Origin of the sequence: Mailhella massiliensis, assembly GCF_900155525.1 — a bacterium.
GTDB classification, from domain to species: domain Bacteria; phylum Desulfobacterota; class Desulfovibrionia; order Desulfovibrionales; family Desulfovibrionaceae; genus Mailhella; species Mailhella massiliensis.
In genome coordinates this window covers 98,313-118,645 of the sequence record NZ_LT706943.1, presented here as the reverse complement: position 1 = coordinate 118,645, position 20,333 = coordinate 98,313, and the positions used below count along the sequence as shown (strand labels likewise).

Annotated in this window: 17 protein-coding genes and 2 pseudogenes; 2 read left to right on the top strand and 17 right to left on the bottom strand. The window is 54.0% G+C overall.

The genetic code is table 11. The features are described 5' to 3' along the window. Nucleotides 1-109 precede the first annotated feature (109 nt). Nucleotides 110-307, top strand: coding sequence for a transposase (locus CZ345_RS17330; protein ID WP_420538660.1), 198 nt, complete (start codon nucleotides 110-112; stop codon nucleotides 305-307). A gap of 912 nt (nucleotides 308-1,219) precedes the next feature. Here the strand turns inward: CZ345_RS17330 and CZ345_RS17010 are convergent. The 3 genes and pseudogenes from CZ345_RS17010 to CZ345_RS04155 form a co-directional block, all read right to left on the bottom strand. Further along, a pseudogene (locus tag CZ345_RS17010) lies at nucleotides 1,220-1,531 on the bottom strand (transposase); the annotation flags it as partial. Nucleotides 1,532-1,534: 3 nt separating this feature from the next. After that, nucleotides 1,535-2,202, bottom strand: a pseudogene (locus CZ345_RS17325) (IS5 family transposase); the annotation flags it as partial. Nucleotides 2,203-3,042: 840 nt separating this feature from the next. Beyond that, nucleotides 3,043-3,753 (bottom strand): response regulator transcription factor, encoded by a 711-nt coding sequence (locus CZ345_RS04155; RefSeq protein ID WP_083717121.1) that lies wholly within the window; start codon nucleotides 3,751-3,753, stop codon nucleotides 3,043-3,045. 184 nt (nucleotides 3,754-3,937) lie between these two features. On the opposite strand from CZ345_RS04155, the gene CZ345_RS04150 reads away from it, so the two are divergent. After that, nucleotides 3,938-4,156 carry a helix-turn-helix domain-containing protein gene (locus CZ345_RS04150; protein ID WP_077071939.1) on the top strand — a complete coding sequence of 73 codons (219 nt, stop codon included), beginning with the start codon at nucleotides 3,938-3,940 and terminating at the stop codon, nucleotides 4,154-4,156. A 117-nt stretch (nucleotides 4,157-4,273) separates the two neighbouring features. Here the strand turns inward: CZ345_RS04150 and CZ345_RS04145 are convergent, their stop codons facing one another. The 14 genes from CZ345_RS04145 to CZ345_RS16500 form a co-directional block, all read right to left on the bottom strand. Further along, on the bottom strand, nucleotides 4,274-5,632 hold the full coding sequence (locus tag CZ345_RS04145; RefSeq protein ID WP_077071938.1) for an outer membrane homotrimeric porin: 1,359 nt from the start codon (nucleotides 5,630-5,632) through the stop codon (nucleotides 4,274-4,276). Between the two features lie 793 nt (nucleotides 5,633-6,425). Continuing rightward, nucleotides 6,426-6,896 carry an IS200/IS605 family transposase gene (gene tnpA, locus CZ345_RS04140; protein WP_077071937.1) on the bottom strand — a complete coding sequence of 157 codons (471 nt, stop codon included), beginning with the start codon at nucleotides 6,894-6,896 and terminating at the stop codon, nucleotides 6,426-6,428. 240 nt (nucleotides 6,897-7,136) lie between these two features. Continuing rightward, on the bottom strand, nucleotides 7,137-7,565 hold the full coding sequence (locus CZ345_RS04135) for a TOBE domain-containing protein (RefSeq protein ID WP_077071935.1): 429 nt from the start codon (nucleotides 7,563-7,565) through the stop codon (nucleotides 7,137-7,139). 317 nt (nucleotides 7,566-7,882) lie between these two features. After that, on the bottom strand, nucleotides 7,883-9,178 hold the full coding sequence (locus CZ345_RS04130; RefSeq protein ID WP_077071934.1) for a sensor domain-containing diguanylate cyclase: 1,296 nt from the start codon (nucleotides 9,176-9,178) through the stop codon (nucleotides 7,883-7,885). A 541-nt stretch (nucleotides 9,179-9,719) separates the two neighbouring features. Further along, the gene (locus tag CZ345_RS17000) at nucleotides 9,720-9,998 is read right to left on the bottom strand and encodes a hypothetical protein (RefSeq protein ID WP_162274926.1); all 279 of its coding nucleotides are present in this window, start codon (nucleotides 9,996-9,998) and stop codon (nucleotides 9,720-9,722) included. Between the two features lie 2,029 nt (nucleotides 9,999-12,027). After that, nucleotides 12,028-12,264, bottom strand: coding sequence for a hypothetical protein (locus CZ345_RS04115; protein ID WP_077071931.1), 237 nt, complete (start codon nucleotides 12,262-12,264; stop codon nucleotides 12,028-12,030). A 1,540-nt stretch (nucleotides 12,265-13,804) separates the two neighbouring features. Next, complete coding sequence (locus CZ345_RS04110; protein WP_239446607.1) at nucleotides 13,805-14,275, bottom strand: ERCC4 domain-containing protein; 471 nt, start codon at nucleotides 14,273-14,275, stop codon at nucleotides 13,805-13,807. Nucleotides 14,276-14,330: 55 nt separating this feature from the next. Further along, entirely contained in the window at nucleotides 14,331-14,912 is a 582-nt protein-coding gene (locus tag CZ345_RS04105; RefSeq protein ID WP_077071930.1) for a hypothetical protein, read from the bottom strand. 68 nt (nucleotides 14,913-14,980) lie between these two features. Continuing rightward, nucleotides 14,981-16,000, bottom strand: a complete 1,020-nt coding sequence (locus CZ345_RS04100; RefSeq protein WP_077071929.1) for a hypothetical protein — start codon at nucleotides 15,998-16,000, stop codon at nucleotides 14,981-14,983. Between the two features lie 486 nt (nucleotides 16,001-16,486). Next, on the bottom strand, nucleotides 16,487-19,132 hold the full coding sequence (locus CZ345_RS04095) for a TOPRIM and DUF927 domain-containing protein (RefSeq protein WP_077071928.1): 2,646 nt from the start codon (nucleotides 19,130-19,132) through the stop codon (nucleotides 16,487-16,489). A 7-nt stretch (nucleotides 19,133-19,139) separates the two neighbouring features. Then, on the bottom strand, nucleotides 19,140-19,331 hold the full coding sequence (locus tag CZ345_RS04090) for a hypothetical protein (RefSeq protein WP_077071927.1): 192 nt from the start codon (nucleotides 19,329-19,331) through the stop codon (nucleotides 19,140-19,142). Further along, complete coding sequence (locus CZ345_RS04085) at nucleotides 19,321-19,557, bottom strand: hypothetical protein (protein WP_077071926.1); 237 nt, start codon at nucleotides 19,555-19,557, stop codon at nucleotides 19,321-19,323. Before CZ345_RS04085 ends, CZ345_RS04090 begins: the two co-directional genes overlap by 11 nt. Beyond that, nucleotides 19,550-20,026, bottom strand: coding sequence for a hypothetical protein (locus CZ345_RS16505; protein ID WP_144277239.1), 477 nt, complete (start codon nucleotides 20,024-20,026; stop codon nucleotides 19,550-19,552). Before CZ345_RS16505 ends, CZ345_RS04085 begins: the two co-directional genes overlap by 8 nt. After that, the gene (locus CZ345_RS16500; RefSeq protein ID WP_144277238.1) at nucleotides 20,019-20,327 is read right to left on the bottom strand and encodes a hypothetical protein; all 309 of its coding nucleotides are present in this window, start codon (nucleotides 20,325-20,327) and stop codon (nucleotides 20,019-20,021) included. The genes CZ345_RS16505 and CZ345_RS16500 overlap by 8 nt, the downstream gene beginning before the upstream one ends. Nucleotides 20,328-20,333: the final 6 nt, after the last annotated feature.

Here is a 20,333-nt window from a genome sequence, read left to right as displayed (position 1 = left end):
AAGAAACCACATCTGGCACATGCGAAAAGCTGTGTAAACACCATATGGTCTTCACTCCGAAGCAGAGAAAAAAAATGATTTATGGGCAATACCGTGAAAAACAGGAAAAATAATTCGGCAGATTTGCAGCTATAAGGAAATTGAAACAAGTGAGGGAAGTATGATGCCGGATCATGTACATAAGATTGTAATGATATCGCCGAAGTATGCGTCGTCAGCTATGGGTTATACAAAGGGTGAAAGCTCCCTGATGATTTTTGATAGATTTTCCCAATGGAAATACAAGGATGACAATAAAAATTCTTGAGTGTTGGATATTGTCGGCACGACTGGCTTGAACAAAGGGACAATCAGAAAAGATATACGGGAACAGGATGGAGAAGATATCATGTTCGATAAGAGAACCTGCAGGGAATATGCGAACCGTTCCACCGGAAGCGGAGAAAGACCTTAAGGCGCAGGCTGCGCGTCAAATAGTGACTTGAAAGAAGAAAGAGCGTCGACCTGAAAAGTTCCGTCCGGCGTCCTTAAGGCGCGAGGAAGGAACAGCCCGAATAGGACTGACCGGGCCATCCGTATTACGGTTGTCCCGGCTTTTCGGCACCTCGCCGCCATGCCTTCCCACACGGCATCGTTTCCCCTGCGTACGGAAGCCCGGGCGACGCTTTCTCAACATCTCTTTATCAAGCGCTCCGTTCTCTTTTCAAAATTCAGGACCGCCCCTTCAGGGAACTCTCCCCGACTGCCCTCCTAAGACGACCCTGATTCGACTCCAGTCGAATGCCTGTTTCCTGCCTGCCGGGGCCTGACAGACGGTCCCGGCCGGTTATTCTGTCCCTCTCTTCCTGTTCCCGCACTTCCCTGACGATGGTCGCTTCCCCCACTCCCACCGTACCGGCAACGCAACCGGTGCACAGCAATGTCGATTCCCGAACTCATGGCGCAGATAGGGGAACTGCCCGAAGAACATCAGGGATGTTTTTTCCAATTCCCATGAGCTGCTCCGCGCTGTACTTCCGCGGAATCCTGACGCTCATAGGAATATGATTCCCCCCGCCTTTGCTTCCCCGGCCTCTATCCCTTTGGAGTCACACAGTTTTCTCAGCGTGTCTCCTGTGACTCTGCGGTGCCTGCCGCATATTCGCCCGCACCGGGAATTCGGTGAAAACAACAATGAAATACTTGCAGTTCCAACGGGCATGACTAGGTTCAGGACTCATTAAATATAAAAGATGACAATGGCAGCGAGACAAATGGCCGAAAAGAACGTGTGGGCACAACGGTCATAACGCGTGGCTATTCTGCGCCAATCCTTGAGTCGGCCGAACATGATTTCTATCTTGTGCCGCTGCTTATAAACCTCCTTGTCATAGACCACCGGAGTTTTCCGGCTGTGTCTGCCAGGAATACACGGCGTGATTCCTTTACGGGACAAGGCATGACGAAACCAGTCGGCATCATAGCCTCTATCCGCCAGAAGCTCCCCGGCCTGCGGCAGAGTATCAAGCAGGACAGCAGCGCCTTTGTAGTCNCGCCAATCCTTGAGTCGGCCGAACATGATTTCTATCTTGTGCCGCTGCTTATAAACCTCCTTGTCATAGGCCACCGGAGTTTTCCGGCTGTGTCTGCCGGGAATACACGGCGTGATTCCTTTACGGGACAAGGCATGACGAAACCAGTCGGCATCATAGCCTCTATCCGCCAGAAGCTCCCCGGCCTGCGGCAGAGTATCAAGCAGGACAGCAGCGCCTTTGTAGTCGCTCACCTGACCGCCGGACAGATGGAAGGCCAACGGTTGACCGAAGGCATTGCAGACAGCGTGGAGTTTTGAATTCAGGCCGCCTTTTGTGCGTCCGATACATCGGGAAAGGCCCCTTTTTTCAGCAAACTTGCTGCTGTCCTGTGTGCCTTGAGATGTGTGGTATCAATCATCAAGCGTGTTGTGGAGCCGTTTTGCTCAACAAGCTCCGCAAAAATCCTGTTAAAGACACCCAATCGGCTCCAGCGGATAAAACGATTGTAGAGAGTTTTGTATGGTCCATACTCGCGCGGGGCATCTTTCCATTGCAGGCCGTGCTTGATGACATAGATAATGCCGCTGACGACACGCCTGTCATCGACTCTCGGAATGCCATGGGAACGAGGAAAGTAGCGTTTGATACGAGCAATCTGTTCATGAGAAAGATAAAAAAGTTCTTTCATGGCATCCTCCCTATGCCGACAATAAGAACTTCTTACCCTTTTGGCAACTAATGAGTCCTGAGCCTAAAACTCCGGTCCTTCATCATCGGGTTACTTTGTGTATGGATTTCCAGTCGAGACGACCGGTTATCTCATAAAGAAACCTTTTTAACGTATTTAAAGCATCGCCTTTTTGCTCCCCGCATAGTGGGGAGTTTCCGGCACGAACAACATTCGGAAATCCTCCGGGAAACATCCCCCCTCTCTCGGCTCTTAAAAAGACGGCCGGAACAACGCCTTTTCCATAGTAAAAATATTCTGTAACAAAATGAAAAAAATCTTACAAATGCTGTCAAAGTTTTGACAGGCCTTGAAAAAAAGATATATTCCCCAATAGTCTGTGTTTCATGACGGAAAAACATATAACCTGCGTTTTTAACACATCCATGCAAAAGTCATACTGCGTCGATATGCGCCGTGTTGCAGGCATGATTCTGTGCATGGGATAAAAACAACAAGGAATCAAAGAACGGATATTTATTATCATTCATTCAGATACAAAAAGTCGGGAGTCCTCTCTTTCGTGAGAGTGCTCCCGACATACGATTAAAAAAGCCCGCGGGGGATATCCGCATCCCGCAGGCGGAACGTCATGGCTTCTGTTCATCCACGCCCGAAGGAGGAGACGCATTCCCTTTATGTGAAGCAACCTCAACCTGCCTTCACCGCAAACGCGGAACGATTTCCGTCCGAAACTCCCGGCCGGACGGCAAAGCAGAGCATACCGGAGGCATATCGTCAAAAAACAAGGTAACGCAAGAGAAAACGTATCTGTCGCACGCTTCCATACAACGCAGAACGCTAAGGCATGGGCACCAGACGGAACCCTACCCGGGGTACCGTTTTCAGAATGGGCTTGTTTTCCTTTTCCAGACGGCTGCGCAGGATGTGAATATAGGTCCGCAACGCATCGCTGCTGGGAGGAGTATCACCGTAGAGTTCGTTCTGAAGCTCACTCCGGGTTACCACGTTGGGCGCGGACTTCATGAGTCTGGCAAGCAGCGTGAAGGCCATGGGCGGCAAATGCAGATTTTTGCCGTCGCATGTCACGGTATGAGCATGGGAATCAAGCTCTATGCCCGCCCAGCTCAATTTGCTCGAAACAAGATGCGCCTTGGAAAGACGTATGGAAGCCAGCACCCTCGCTTCCAGCTCCAGAAGATGCAGCGGACTGATCACGATATCGTCAGCACCGCTGTTCAGGTACCGGGGCAGATTTTCCATGGTGGTATCAGGAGTCAGCAGAATGATGGGACTCGCCAGATGTTCCATGCGCAGACAGGTATAGAGGGGAATCCCGTTCTGATCGCTCAGCTGCGAATCGAGAATAAGCGCGTCATAGGAGGAAGTTTTCAGACAGTTGCGCACCTCGTCGCTGCTTGCGGCACTGTCGAGCTGATACCCCATAGGCTCCAGGTACGCGAATATATTCTTCATGGTCGGCGTATCGGAAGTGGCGATAAGCAGACGAAGATCAAAAACAGAAAGCTGTTTTTTCAGGCTGTGCAGCATAGATCAGCTCTCGATCGTATGTTGTATGGGCAGAAAAACAATGATGACTGGAACCATGCTGAACCATTGCCAGACAAAACGGACAGCCCTTCGCTGAGACAGAGGACAGATGAAAAACTAGGCTATAGCCAAGTATCCGTCAAGATTTTCCCAACCGGCGCATCACGCCACATGGAGGACCATCATGCCGATAGTCAGCAATCTCGGAACCATCATGAAAAGCAAGAACCTGACCTATGAGGACCTGCAGTTTCTTTCCAAGGTGGCGCCCGACACCATCGCCCGCGCGAGGGATGGAAGAATAGCCACCTGCAAGCTGGCTACGCTGGAAAAGCTGGCCATGGCTCTGGATGTAGACATCCATCAGTTGTTCAGCCAGACCAGAGCAAAGGAAAATGCGTGAAACGGCACCCCCTGTTACCTTTGCGGCAAAGGACAACACAAATGAAAAACGGGAGAGGACTTGCGTCCTCTCCCGTGCAAGGCGGTTCAGTCCAGCACGGGCCAGGCCCGCACCGAATTAGAACTTGTATTCGAACTGGAGAGCAACCTTCCAGGCATCTTCATAAGAAGACTGACGATACTTGCCACCGTTGTCGAAGTCTTCGAACACATAGGCGGCTTCGAGGTAAGCGGTCAGGTTCTTGTAGATGTTGTAGGTGGTGCTGAAGTCGAGTTCGATCACGGAGTCTTCAGTGGTCATGTACTTGTGGGGAGCGATACCGAAGGCCTTGTTCTTGGCATCGTTGGTACCCTGAGCGTACATCACAGCCACTTCGTGGGAGAGATCTTCGATGAAGGAGATGTTCTTCCAGGCAGCGCGGAGGCCCCAGACGCCCATACCGGTGTGGTTGTTCTGGAGGTTGTTGTCTTCAAGACCGGAACCGTTGAAGAAGCCGTAGGAACCCTTGAAGCGGCCGACCAGAGAAGGCATGTTTTCCTGATAGGCGTACTGCACGTCGTCATCGTCGCCGGAGCCGTAGAAGGCGAGCAGTTCAGGAGTACCGTAAGCGGTCTTGTAGGACACGGTGGCGTCCATGAAGTAGCCGTGCTGGCTGGGTTCGCCGGTGCTGCTCTTGAAGTCACGATCGCCGTACATGAAGCCGAGCTTCGCCTGGAAGGGGTCGAAATAGGTCATGGTGCCGGTGAAGCCGACCCAGTAGGTGTTGTTTTCAATATCGGCGCCCTTGGGCAGCAGCGCGTTGGCGGTGCCGTTGGCGGAGTCGTTCATGGTGTTGTCACCCTGAGCGGCGAAGGCGAAGAAGGGCTGGAAGCGGAAGCCGTCGAAGTAGGTGAAGTCGGCAGCCAGGGCGAACACGTCGGCGGCGTTGGAGCCGGCGGTGTCGTAGGCGTTGGTGTAGCCGGCGCCAGCGGCGGTACGGCTGTAACGGGCCCACCAGGCGGACAGGGACAGCCAGTCGGTCACGGTAGCGTCGATGGCGATGCCGTCGGCGGGATCAGACCACCACAGAGCCACGTTCTTGCCGTTGGCAAGGGCGGGCAGGGCGAGGAGCTGACGACCCATGCGAACCTTCACATCGGTGCTGGGGATGAGCCAGTCGATGTAGGCCTGACGGAGGTACATGTCGGGATGAGTGCCGAGACCGTCAGCGCCGCCGAGGCTGGTTTCAGTGCGGCCCCAGTCCCACTTGCTGTGGGTCTGGATGTAGCCGGAGAGCTGTTCGGAAACGGAGAAGGTCATGCCGATGCGGACCATCTGCATTTCCTTATCGAACTTGCTGTTGTCGAAGGAGGCGCCGGCGCCCTGGGTGAACTGGAACAGATAGGAGCCGTCCATCTTCACATCAACGGCGGAAGCGGGAGCGGACGCGGCAAACACCATGCCGGCGGCCAGAAGAAGCGTGGTAAGCTTTTTCATTTTGTCATTCCTTTGAAAAAAGTTGGTCGATGAAACCGTATGGAAAATCCCTCTTTTTCCATGGGACGACACTGCAACAAGCTTTGATAATAAAATGTTAATAAAATTATAAAAAGATAATAAAAAATATTGCTATTGTATTATTTTTATTAGAATAAAAAAATTTTTACACTCCTTTTTCCCTGCTCTTTTTCCGACCGTTCCGGGCAGGCCCTTTCCTTTTCCGGCGGTTTCCAGCGTTGAAAATCCCGCTCTATTTTTATAGATACCAATATGTTATAGTTTTTTCCACCGGCACAACTTCAGCATCCTTTTCCGATCGTCACGACGAAAAAAGGAAACGGACTCTCTTTTTTTCCCGAGAAAACATTCTTTTTTTCAAGCGCGAAACATTTTATAAAATTTCATCTAATTTACTGATATCATAAAATAATACCATAACCTTTTCCTCCCCGCCTGCGGGTTCCGCCCCGTTTCATGCCTTCTCCACGCCGTGATCTGACGGAGACAAAATTTTCAACACTTCTGCCCTCAGCTTTTCGGAAAAGTCCGGTTTCGGGCAAGACGTCTGCGGCGGAAAAGACGGATGGTACCCCGCAGGCCGCTCATGCCTGCTTTTAGAACGCATGATTCCGGCTTCATCAGGACCACCCGTAAAACGGGTGGCTTGTCCAGCCCTGTAAGGGCTTGTTACTTACTCGCACTTTAAGAGCGCCGGCTTGAACTTCTCTGGTCGGCGCCCTGTTTTTTTCAACAGTTCAAGCCCTCATGTACTTTGACTCGTAGCCTGCTCCTAAAGGAGCTTTCCTTGCTTTGAACTGAACGGATCCGTATATTCCCTGCTCGTCCTCTTATCGAGCATGATATATTCTCTATCCTGCTCCCGTATATATTTCCTGATTGTTGCTTCGTTCAAACCTGCTGTGCTGACGTAATATCCCACGCTCCAGAATATCCAATTGCCATACCGGTATTTCAGTTGGGAAAATTTATCAAAAATCATCAGAGAACTTTTACCCTTTATATACCCCATAACCGATGATATCGCATACTTTAGCGGTATCATGACAAGCATATGCACATGGTCTATCATCATATGTCTCTCAATAATTTCAATTATCTTGTAATTACAAAGCTGTCGTATTATTTTTCCTGTTTCCTCACGGTATTGCCCATAAATTACTTTTCTCCTATACTTGGAAGTGAAGACAATATGGTACCTACACAGACATTTCGTATGTGCCAGATTTTGTTCTTTCGCCATAAAAAAGCACCTTTTCAATGTGGACGGGAGCCTGAACAACTCCGTCTTATCGAAAAGGTGTTTTTTCAGGTATAACCGTTTTGTGTTCCACCCGCTTAGCGGGTGGTTTTCTGTTTCGGTCGCTTCCGCTCCCTCAACTGCCTGAAGGTCTTAACAAAAAACATACCCGGCACAGCCTTCAGCTCTGTGCCGGGTATGTTCGCAATACGGCTCTTCCCCCACGAAGGGGGCGGCAAAAGCTTATGCCCTGGCGGCAAGAATCACATGCGGGGCCTTGATGGCGGCCTGCACGCGCACGCCTTCGGCAATTCCCGCGTCGTCGGCGCTGTCCACCGTGCACACGGAAGTCAGGCGGTCGCCGTTATCCAGTTCCACAACCACGCTGGCCATGATCTGCCCCTTCTTCACGGCCTTCACCGTGCCGGGCAGCATATTGCGGGAGGAGAACACATAGCCGTCCATATCACGGGCAAGAAGCACGTTCACGCCCTTGACCATGGCGACCACTTCCCTGCCGGGCCTGAGACCGAGGGTTTCCGTGCTCGCGCTGGTCACAATGGCGGACATTTTCAGCCCCCCCTTGAGTTCGATGGAAATCTCGTCGTTGACGGCGCCGGCCTTCACGGCGGTGACCACGCCTTCCAGAATATTCTTCGTGGTGATCTTCATGGATCAGACTCCTTACAAAAAATGCAAAAGGTGTGGGAGGAAAGTAAACATCCGGCTTCTGCTGTCAAGACATTCTCCTTCTGCTTTTTTCCGCAATGCCCTGCGCTGTCCGGCTTTTCAGAAAAAGTTCCTCCCTGCCGAGCCCTCGGCAGGCACGGAAATCCGCCCCTCAAAAAAGCGCCCCCAAAAAACGACTGCGGTCTATCCTTTCCCGCCGCACCGGAGATATGGGCTTCCGCGCCCTCCCCACGCCCGGAGCCGTGTCGTCTCAGCGGGAACGCAATGCTCCACATGCCATGTATGGAAAAACAGTCAGATCAGGTTCCGTTTTTCACCGGATACAGCCGGGAATCCTGATACGCAACTTCCGTATTCTTGACCGCTTCAATATATGATTTCAAAAAAAGTAAATCTTCCCTGCGTGTTACTTCCTTATGCCTCTGCATTCTTCTTTCTGCGGCATGAATCGCATCTTCCAGAGAATCTTCCTTTCCATACAAGGAAGAAGAGCCGACGGAAAACACTACCGGAATGTCCTTTCCTTCATTTTTAAATTTCATATATTTATTTAAATTCTTCTCGCACTCGGCAATAAGTTCCATGCCGCACTCGGGAAGAACAACTAAAAATTCATCTCCTCCCATCCTTATGATATACTTCGACATCTGAATGACGGATTCCATGATGTTGACCAGACGAAGAATCATTTTGTCGCCGACGTCATGCCCCAGCAGATCGTTCACCATCTTCAAACCGCAGATATCCACATACAGAAAACTGATGGGCCATCCGCCATCCGTCGTCACTTTTTCCCAGTATTCTTTAAAAAATGTTCTGTTATAGCAGTTGGTAAGATAGTCACGAAAGCTTCTTTCCAAAGTTTTCTCACAGTTTTTCTGCACGATATCGATATTCTGGTTGGTGCCTCGTATGGATATCGCTCTTCCGAGATGATCCCGCTGGGCGACAAAACCCTTTCCGATGGTCCAGATATACTCTCCGTTTTTATGTCTGAGTCTGATGAAACATTCAAACTTGTCGCCTGCACGCTGATCTCTGGACAGTTTTTCCTGAAAAAGAACGGCTTCCACATCTTCCGGGTGAACAAGCTTTTTCCAGCCCTCAAAACTGTCGGGCAGACTTTCCCTAGGCCAGTCATATCCCAGCATTCGGTGGTAATCCCTGCAAAAATTGCACTTGCCCGATACGCCGTCCCATTCCCACAGACCGATTTCGGCGGCATTGTATATTCTTGGAACGGAAAACTCGTTCTTCACCTCTGCACAGTACCCGGAAAAAGATACGGCCCCTCCCTCTTCATTACGGTCAAGGACGGCGCCCTGAATGAGGACCGGCTTTACTGCTCCGTTATTGCCCGTCAGAGCATTGATAATGACAACATTCCCAAATTCTTCACTTTTTAATATCTTCAAAAAAAGGGAATGCGCATCGGCATCCAGCATGGACAGAAATTTGTCCCGGGATATTCTGCCAAGTACGGAATCGAAAATGCTCTTTGCCTTCTCGTCGAGAAAAAACATCCCGTTATTGTAAAGGAAAAAGCCGGGAGAAAAGGGAGCATGTACATGTTCATCTTTCGAGGTATGAAACATGTTCCCTCCCTGATTTCGGAGAAAAGAAAACAGTATTCATCCTGTTACTGCATCCTTAAGAGTATCATTAATATCCGTGCGTTTGTTAGCCATTTTTTTTCATAACGTCAAATACGGATATTAATACATACCAGCCCTCCCGTCATCTCTCCCTGTTCCGTCGTGCCCGCAGATGCCGGGCTTTTCCTTCTCCGTTTCTTTCCCCGACGGAGATGCCCCCTCCCTTATATGCCTTTCGTCTTCACGGCATAAGCCATGAAAAACCATACCGCAGTTCTTCCGACTGCGCAGGGCAGGCTTCCGGCTCCGTTTCCATTCCAAAGCGGTTCGTCCGGTTCTCCGATAAGAAAAGCGGTCCATCTCGGAGAAGCGGACCGCTTTTCTTATCGACAACGCCGAGCAGAAGCTGAAGGCGGTTTGTCCCTTCCGCATGGGCTTGTCGGTGACGATCACCTCGGGCGTGGGTTTGAAGAGAAGCTCGCCGTTGCGCAACAGGCAGGAATCACGATTGCAGATGGCCTCGTCCCGCTCCTTGCGTTCATCACCATGAAGCTGGCGGGCTTGCCTTCTTCAACGCCGTATCTGTTTCAGACGATACGGCAGCGTGTGCGGCGCACGAAGATATATTGTGCCGTACGGGCAATATTGCCGTTACACAGAAATAGCCCCTGAGCGCGAAAAGCAGGGCGACGTTGTTCTCCCTGTCGTGCACAAGCTGAGGCTCAAGACAGGCGAGCGCATCTTCCGCCTTTTTCTCCGAGGCGGCCATGACCAGACAGATGTCCCTGTCGCCCCCGGGCATGGTGTAGATTTTCCCCATCGTGGCGGAGCAGGAGGAATGTATATGGCATTGACGGCACTCCATGACATGGGCGTATTCGCCCTGCTCTGCTGAACACAGGGCGAATATGCAGACAACGCAAAAAATCCTGAGACCGTCTACAAGAGGATCACGCTCCGCATGAGTTCGGGCACTTCCGCTTCAAGAGCTCGGAGAAGCTGCCCGGAAAGGCGCCATCCCGCGCTCCGGCCTGTTGCGTACGATAAGGACACCTATAGCCTTCGTCACATCAATGGACTTGAGCCGGAACGGCATGAAAAGCGTAACTCCCGTCTTCTCTGCCTCTTCCACCATTTCCTGCGGCCCATCTTCCATGTCTTCGCTGCCGACAAGAATCGCCGTGCCCTGCAAGGTTATTGCGGATGTATTCTTCAAGTCCTGCGTGCAGCATATCCCGGCTGTGAACTATGCCGTGATGAAACGCAGCTCTCCGCCATGCCCCAGGGGGAAATTCCAGCAACCTGCGCGATATGAGACCAGATAACAGTACGCTCCATCCTCCCCCGGAACCGACAAGCAGTCTGATACAGGAAAAACTTTTCCGCTTGGGAGATTATGACACGTTGCCGGTCTGGCTGCTCCTTATCCTTAAAATATGGAATACGAAGTACGCCCGCAGAAAAACGCTTCCTCCGCGGCGGCAATCCAAGGCGTCGCCTCCCGGCACGACGCTTCCGAATCAAAGGGGCATCTTTTAATAACATACCTACTAGCAAAAAAGAATATTTCTCTTACAGCATTCTTTGACAATAGCGTAAGTTAAAGAATTTTCTACGGCTTCTCCCCATCTTCAAAAGTATTATGCAAAAGTTTTCGCAGAGTTTGAATCCCTGACCTATTCTTGATGTTTCTGCTTCCATCTTATGCCGGCATGAAAAAGCTCCAGGTATCTTATGCGGAAACAGCGGCATGATTCCATGCGACATGCGGAAGGCGCCTACACGCTGTCCCTTGAAGCCGAGGCGGAAGTATCCCCTTCGGCCCCTCCCAAAGGCTCTCGTACAGGCAACAGACAACATGCCTTCAGCACTCTTCCGCCCAGGAAAAAAAGATCCTCCGGGCATGACAACAGTTTGACAAATCCAACTCTTTACAGGCAATATCCATTGCGCTTCTTCCAAAACTGCACACAGACTGCCGAACCTGAAGGGGAAAAGTTTTCTCTCCGGCCGCATCTCCTCTCCTCCGGGAAGCGGACGACGCTTTCACCAAACAGATCCGGCATAAAAATACGACCGGTCAAACTTTTTTCCATTTCTTCCCCCTCAAAATTCCGCTTTCATCGCCGGAACGCATATCCGTGCCTACCTCTCCGCTCTTCCGGGGGAAACGCCTCGTCCATGAATATGTTGTCGTTCGCGCGAAGCAGGAGTCCTGCACTATGAGGAGAGAAGACGACTTCCGGCCCCCACACGCCGGAAGGGAAAAACACATATGGCCTTTGCCGAAATCCCCCCCCCACAAAAGCCCCGCCTCTGCAGTCCGTGGACTCAAAACACGCAGAACGTCGGCAGAACCGGAGCACGTCTGCCTTCTGCCCCAGTCACGGAATCTCAACAGAAGACCGGATGAACAGACGGCGAACGTCCGACAGCTTCACAACGAAGCGCCCTCTTTCACCGGACTTTCTCCGTCCTCTCCTCTCGTCCGACGAAAGGTATTCGCACTCACACTCTCAGCGTTTCCTTTCAAAACGCCCTTTCCGCCCGGGCAGCAAAAGACTCCGGCCATTTCTGCGGGAGAACAGGCCCGCCACCTGCTACCGCGCCCTGCACCGCATGATGACGAAGAAACCAAACATCCCCGCAGCCGGCAAACGACTGCGGGGATGTTTGGTTTCTTCGTGGCGGAAAGGGTGGCCACCAAACTACGCTTATAACATATTGATATTACACAATTCAATAGTTTTCAGTTCACAAAAACCATACCAAAAATCATACCATTTTCAGACGACGATCCACTAGGCGAGGTCACTCCCATTTGAAGCCCCCGCCTGTACATTCACATCTCAATAACGCCGTCTTCCACGTCGCCGATCATCGTCATCGTCATCGTCGTCATCGTCCCGATCATCGTCATCGTCATCATCGTCATCCCAGTCGTCGCCATCATCATCCGCATACGCGATTCCCGCGTCAATCGACGCGCCAAAAGAAGGGAAAGAAGAGGCGAAACCTTCACCGAGAACGACGACGGACGCGAGTAGAAATAAAGCCATCATCAAGGGGAGGAACTTTCGGGTCATGGATATCCTCTCAGGTTGCAGGTTGAGACTTCAAGCCAACCTTACGGAACAAGTATTACCCGGATATGGCTTAATTTTCTCCGGCATGGGGAGAGGGCACAAAAAAGGCCGCCCGGTTACCCGGACGGCCCCTTGCCGAGGTGTGCCAGCAGTTCACGCCTTGCCATGGAATACGACAACCACGGCTTCACTCTCCCTCGGTGCAGGCCCCACGTCAAGAGTCCCGGCAAAGAAGAAGGCCGCCCGGTGTTACCCAGACGGCCCGCAACCTTGGAGGCGCTCCCCATGAATCGCCCGTTGTCCCCGCGTCCAATCTCTCATGCCGGGCATACCCCGTCAAGCCACTACGCGCCACGGAGGGACACGTTTACCGCCCGGCCTGCTGGTTGACTATGCCGTCCCCGTTCCGCGCCTCTCCGGCCTTGTGGCGAGTTCCGGCAGGTGAGGCCGATCATTTTTCAGGATTGATACCTTATACCCAATATCCCCAATATCCCCAGAATTGCCTTTTTCAGAATTCACACACTACCCGCAGAATACGCACAATACGCAGAATTCCCCTTTGCGGCGAGGTAACGCGCTCAGATATGAGCCGGTTCACTGCCCCCAAGTTTGGACTGAGTACCGGCAGGTGAGGAAGGATAGCAGGCCGATTGCTAGCCCTGTTTCTGTTCTGGCATCCCTGCGACAACTGCGACTTTTGCGACATTTGCTACGCTTTCCACTGCGCTCAACTTTGAGTCGAGTACCTACCAAGCTACCCCTTGCCGGTTCCTTTTTTGAGGTCAACACCGTTGACTTGCCGTTGACGTTCCACCTGGCCCCTCTCTTTTTTTGTGGTTTACGCCGTCAACCAGCCGTCAACTTATCGGCTTTTTTTTTGCGGTTGCCACCTGCCACCAGCCTGCTACCTTACCGCTCCCAAAACCTTATGGTAACCTTAGTGTGATTTCTGCCCCGGCCTTACCGTAACCTTACCGTCCCAAACCTTGCAGTAACCTTGTAGCCCTCCGCCTCTCCCTGCGGCTTTCCCTGCGTGCCTTCCGCCTTGCCAACCTCGTTGTAATCTCGTTGTCCTTGTCCGACCTCATGGTTTCCTCATGGTTCCCCGCGTCATCCCATCCCGGCCCGTCCCGGCCGGAAGAGGTTCGATTTCCAAACTTGAGTTTTATTGATGAGTCATCCCATCCCAGCCCAGCGGGGAGAGGATCAAGCAGCGCATTGGCAAGTATCTCTTCCGCCGTCCAGTCGTCCACGTCGCACCGTGACCACGGGTCAAGCGGAATGACTCTCTTCTCTCTCCGCTCTTCCAGCCTGCGCCGATCCTGATACTTTCGACGGCAGCGATCACAACAAAACTTCCGACTTGCCAGCCCGAAAGTTATTTCAGCCCCACAGAACAAGCACTATTTCTTCATGCCCCCGATTGTACTTCATATCCGCAGGGCATACATAACGGAGCCACGCAGAACCGCCCCCAGTTTCCACGGAAAGGCCCTTTTTATACTCCCGGTAAATTTCCACCAGTTCCGGCCAGCTTTTACAGGCCCACGGCCTCCTGTACGGCCTTCAATTCATGTTCCTTGCCTCTCAGGTATTGCCGGAGAAAACCGGCCGTGACCGCCTCGGCGTTCTCCCTGTTTCCGGCAAAAAGGAAGGGCACACGATGCCTTGCCATGAAGGCCAAAACCGACGCCATGCCCGACGCCGGAGAGAGCTTTGAACGATACCGCCCGGCCGCCAAGTCCTGCCATGTTGCTTCTACTACGACACAAAAGGCTTCCATGGCCGCCGCCCGCATAAGCTCCCTCTGGAACCTCTCCCGCTCAGTCCCCAGACACATAACCAGATCGGCGAGGCTCTTGCGCTCTACGGCCACCCGATCAGTCAGCCCGGCAAGGGAATAGTCTCCAAGGGCAAGCGTCCCGCGCTCCGTCTCTATGTCCCCGTTCTGGCTCAGGAAGTCGAACGCCGCCTTTTCCGTGTATCTATGATGATCTTCATATCTCAATCCGTCTTTCAATGTGTGGGAGTATGCCTTCAACCCGTTGCGCTACAAGGCTTTTTCAGCACCCAACTTTGGATTCTAGGGAGTCCAGATAATCCCCGACCCATTTCGGCCACTGGAAGCGCCGGTATTCTATCTCCCGGATTCCGAGTGCCCGGGGAGGGTTCGGCCAGTACACCGCCGCCGTCCGCAAAGCGTTCTGCAACTCAGCCAAGGCCGCCCGTGAGTCCTCGCCTTTCATTGCTCTGAGAGCTTCAAACGCCGCCGGGATATCCATGACATACATCCGGGAGCGCAGTCCTGTAGGAGCGACGTATCTCCCCGGCCAGACAAAGAACCCCGGGCGCTTTGCCTTCCGCCTGTCCATAAAGCGCAGCACAGAGTCATGGCGGCGGCCAGTCAGCCCGGCAATGTCGAGAGAGCAAATCACGTTCTTGTTGACGGTGAACTCAATGAATGCATGAGCAAAGGGAGAAAGCCCCTGTTCTTTCGCCTGCCGGTCAACTTTGAGCAGGTTCCGCCGTACCACCTCACAGCTTGAGAATATCCGGCATAGGATGAGATCGGAGGGCATAGCCCAGTACGGACGCCCCAGCCGATATTCACCGTCCGCCAGTTCCGCTATCTTCTGCTTTCCCATGTGTGGAAGTTCCTATATAACTCATTGAAATATAAGAATGGTAGATGCTGAATTTTCAGCCCGCCCCCTCACTCCGGCCAGTCGTACCAGTGCACCGCACCCGGAAAGCACGCCTCCCAGAGACGGCACCAGCACGCCTTGTCCCTGGCATAGTATCGGCAGTTGTCGCAGCCTTCCGGGTATCCCCCGCAGAACGCGAACCAGTCCGGCCCGTCGGGGAACTCCAGAGGTGGCCGCTTGAGACGCGCCCTCACTTCCGCCACGTCCGCTTTCAGCCTCTCACGGCCCGCCTGAGCGTCCTTTTCATCCGGCATGATGGGATAGCCACACCTTGCCGGAATCACCCTCTGGAAGTCCGGCCACGCCGCCGCCCACACAAGACAGAACGGCCCGCGCCCATCGTGGAAGAACCGACACTTGCCGCAGCCCTTCCCGTACCCATCGCAGAACGTGGGGAAGTCGGGAAAGCCTCTCCGATCCACCGGGGGAGACTGGAACTGCGCCCGCGCCCTTGCGCCGACTTCCGACGCCTCGCCCGACTCCGTTCCCCATCCCATGACAACGGCCTCACCAGCGGCCCCTACAGGCTCTTTTTCTTCCGGCATGGAAATGTAGTAGCGCGGCTCCTCTTCCGTGCCTCTACGCCCGCACTGTGACGTTGCAGGGGCTTCCCCATCCTTGCCCAAGTCCCACCATCCGACGCCCGGAAAAGCCTTGTCGAACAGCTCACAGTGACACGCCTTGTCCGGCTGATAGAATCCGCACACCTTCCGATCATCCCGGACACAGTGCGGGAAAGCGTCGCAGAACTTCCGCCAGTTGGGCATCGTCGGATAGATCGTCGGCGGCCCGTCCGGGAAAGCCTCGTGGACGGCGGCAATGATCTCTTCCGTGGTCATTTCTTCCAAGGAGAGGGGTTCTTTTTCCGACCCTTCCACTTGGATAGCTACAGGCTCCGCAAGGGGCCTTTCTTCCGGCAAGGTAGGAAGCTCATCCTTTGCAGGTTTCGGGTCTCTCTCGCACTCCGCAGGCCGTTCCGGGGCCTCTCCCTGTTCCTTTTGCTTCATCCAACCAAACAACTTGTTCATGGGCTGTTCCTCTTCAAAATACATCCGACTATGTATTTTTGCGGTGTCCCAGGTGTCCCAGGTGTCCCATCGTTGCGGCACAACGGTTTTCAGCCATTTTTATGGGACACCTTGCCATTTTTGAAGGTGTCCCAGGTGTCCCATAACTCGCCCGCTCCGACATATTTACGGGACACGTGGGACACCTTGATTTTTCCGTAGGTGTCCCATGATTTTTATCCTAACTATTTGAAATTCCAGTAATGGGACACCGGGACACGTGGGACACCTCATTTTTACATAGTCGGTTTAATTTTCAGATGTAGGCTTTTGGCCTTCCATTTGTGGCGTTAGATAACATATTGAAATAATTATATATTATATATATCATTTTCTAGAAGACACTTAAATCAACTTCAAAAAGTGAGGAAGGTGTCCCATTATTGCCGGTTCATGTGCTCAATTGAGCTACGGGGACACGTGGGACACCGGGACACCTCACTTTTTCTAGTTGTTTCGCCTTTCCTGTTCTTCCGGGACGGTCACGGCATAGCAGCGCGTCCTTCCCATGCCGGGGAGGTATTCCCTGATAGAGTTCTTTCCGTCTTCGGTTCTCAGCCATCCGGCACGCCTCAAAACTTCGGCCGCCCGCTTCTGCGCGTACCCCCTCACGACTTCCGCCTTGAACATTTCCGGCAATATGAAGTACTCGGACGAATCCCCCACTTTCCGCCGGAACCCCACGCGATTGACGCACACGGCGTCCGGCCTGTCCACGTCCTGAAAGCGGCTTGCTCCGTACTGCTCTATGAAGCGTCGCACGTCGGAGAGGATAGCCGCGTCTTCCGCCGCTCCGGTGCTGCCTCTCTCGGCAAGCCAGTCATCAAAGCAGGATTTCACGGCCTCGATGATGTTCAATTCTTTCGGCAGAACTTCAAGGCTTTGCGCCATACCGCCGCCCGCGCACACCAGCGCGAACCGACGCGCCACGCGGTGAACCTGCGTATCTGCCTCTGCCGGGCACCATTCGCTTTCAAGTGCGTCCAGAGCCTCACCCAGCCCGGCGGCCAATTCGTCCAGTCGTGGAGTCAGACGGCGCAGAAATTCCCGTCCTGCGTGTCCGTAGTGTTTGAACGGCAGGGAAGAAAGCTCGTGCATGAGTTGCCCCGGTTCTCGTCCGTACAGTTCCTTGAGGTGTTCCCGACTCATGGACACACCGATAAACCGCACTTCCTGCCCGGCCCGCGCCTGTATGCCGTCCTCGTTCAGTTTGGCGGTCAATCCCAGTTCCCCGGACGAAAGAAGCACACCACGCCACGAGGCCGCCGCCCGTATGCCGCCATTCCGTGCCGCCCTTGTTTTGCCGGTGCCGTTAGCAAACATATAGGCCACTTCGGAGAGGGCACGCCCGCCGACCTGTCCCAGCTCGTCAAGAATAAGCAGATTGTCGTTGTGGAGAGGGCACACCGATTCAAGACCGTTGTCCGTCACTCGCCACGCCCGCACATGATGGGAAGGACTGCCCCACGTGGACGCGGCAATCTTCAAGGCCGTCGTCTTGCCGGTACTGCTTCCGCCTTCAAGGTTGAATATGGAGCCGTCCATATTGGCAAAGGCCAGCAGAGGCGCGGCAAAGCCCAGAGCAAGCGCGAACTCGAAACGGGAATTACCGGCGCACAGACGGGCCATATCCTGCCAGCCTTCCAGCGTGCCGCCCATCTGGTACAGATCGCGGATACCCTCGCCCATGACCTGCAAAACAACCTCTTCCTTGCCGGTTCCTATGGTCTCATCCGGCAGAACGAAGCAGGTATCAAACCAGCCCACACGATCCACATTTCTTATGATAGTGCAATCATCCTTCAAGCCGAGGATGAAGCGCTTGAACGCCGTCTGTTGCCCGGCCTCAATGTCCAGCCCTTCATCAGCCAACATTTCCGCCCACGCCGTGCCCTGTTGCTGGAAGAGACGCGCCGGGATGGAGAGGCGGCGCAAGTCCCCGCGCCTGTCCTTCCACTCCATGAGCACCCCCCATTTTCCGGCCCCATAGGTACGGCCTATCACCTCAACATGAGCGCACACCTTGAAAGAGCCGACAATCTCCCCCTTGGAGTCCTTCTTGTCGTACATCAATGCGCCCGTCTTCTTGTCGTACCAGTAACCGGCAGGCAGGGAAGCCCTCGCTTTTTCTTCAAGAGCTTTCCCTTCTCGTGCCTTCTCGATAGCCACACGCACCTTGTCCGGCCCGTCTTCCGAATCCGTGAAGAGGTCGTTGAAGTCCGCCTTGTGTCCCCTGATTGCCGGACACACGGCCAGCTTCCCGCCCACGGCCTGCGCCGCCGCCGTCGCCGCCTCTACACCGGTATTCCGGCTTCCGTCCTCGTGGACATCGTTGTCGGCCAGCAGAACTATCTCCCTGTCCGGGTACTTCTCCCGCGCCATCTTGGCCACGGCCTCAAGGTTCCCGGCATCGAACGCAGTAAGCCCGCCGTACCCCGTCGCCATGCAGGCAGAGACAACCGTTGCCACGCCCTCACCAATAAGCAGCGGCCCGTCCTGCCCTCTGTCCTTTGCCGGAACAGGAAAGAAGCAGCCTTTCTTTTCACCGCCCTTGAGGAAACGCTTGTTGGCCTCTGTCTTCGTGCCGTCGATGTATTGCAGGGAGACAATCCGGCCTTCCGCGTTCCTCACCGGAAGCACCAGCCGCCCGTCTTTGTCCTGTCTCATATCGCCCATAGGAAGCACGCCCTTGCGCCTCAGATAGGCGTTATCCTCTCCGGCAGGGGGAAGAGTCTGGAAAAGCGCGTTCGCCTTCTCAGCGGCGGCCCTGCGCTCTTCCTCCCGCCTCGCCTGTGCGGCCTCTTTCTCTCGCCGGATCTTCTCCCGCATTTCCTCCCGTTCGGCCTCTGTCATGGCGTTCAGCGTGCCACGGTCATATAGGTGAACCGTCCGCCCCTTGTCTCCTTCATGATAATTGCAGAGCCACACGTTGGGGGGAAAATCCAAGTGCACGGCGTACCGTCCATCGGTGCCGTTCGGCTTCTTCACCGTCCCGCACATGGCCAGTTCCCCGGAGAGGTCGATAGCTCCATCTTCCACCACAAGCCCGGCATCGGAGAGAGCACGGCGGGCACGCTCCACAAGTTCGGTCATCGTATATTCATTTTGAGGCATAACCGGCCTTCACTTCTTTAGAAATGTCTTCAAGCAGGAACAGACAAATATCTGCACCACGGTTCAGCATGGCCTTATCAAAATCATCATCCGTATGAGCCGCCGCCTTGCGCAGCGTGCTAACAGCGTAGGTCATGGCCGTCACGTTTTCATGCACGGCGAGGCGTTCAACGTCCATCAGCGCACCTCCCGGCCAGCTCTTCGATGTTGATTCCGGCAGAAGCAAGCCTTTCGTCCTGCCGGTCACAGAAGGCCAGAACGGCCACGGTAAAGAGGAACGTCACCCCCACAAGCACAGCCGCAACCTTGATCAATCTGTCCTCTGAGAGGCGCACAGCGGCCTTGCTGGTGGAACGAAGGGAACGGGGACAACCGGTAACAAGGGAGAGGTTGGCACTACGCATTGTCGCCGCCCTCCTTCTGTTCCTGAGAGTCCAGCACGCGGGCAACAGCCAACAGGGGGAGCAGATTCGTTTCCGCTTCATCGAACACACGCCGGAGAGGCAAGGCCAGGTCGGCCCCATACATCAGCTTTTCCGCCACGGTGTGAAGGGCCATACCGCCGCCGGGCACAGTGTCCACAAGGTCGAAGCAGGAACGCCCCACAGCGGCACGGCGCATAGCGTCCAGCTCACGGGCACGGGTCAGCATATCGTCACGGAAGCGAGCCAATTCTTTCCGGTACACGTCGAGGCCGTCGGCGAGGTGGTACGGTGCATCCGGCGTAAAAGGACAATCAGCGGGCGCGTCTTCGGCCTGCGGAGTAAACGGGAAGCCTATATCTTCCCAACGTTTGGGATTGGTAAGTTCTGCGGACTGCCTCACAGTACCAGCACGGCGCACACGGCGAGGGAAACGGATAGCACTACGCATTGTCGCCGCCCTCCTTGTCGTCCAGTTTGAGAAGGGCGCGCACTTCATCAAGTGCCTTCCACGCCTGTTCAAAAACGTCCTCCACGGCACGGGCTTCCGACGCAGGCACACCACCAAGAGAGCCGGAGCTGGAACACCAGGTTTGCAGCATGAACACCCTGCCTTGAGCCGCGTCTGTCAGAGTATCGAGCCGCAGCAGTTCTTTACCCGTCAGCGTCAGCGCGGGACGGTTGAGATTGTCAGAGGAGTAGGGATCGGAGGGACGGAGTGGAATGGGACGATTCACTGTAGAATCAAGCATGGGGGA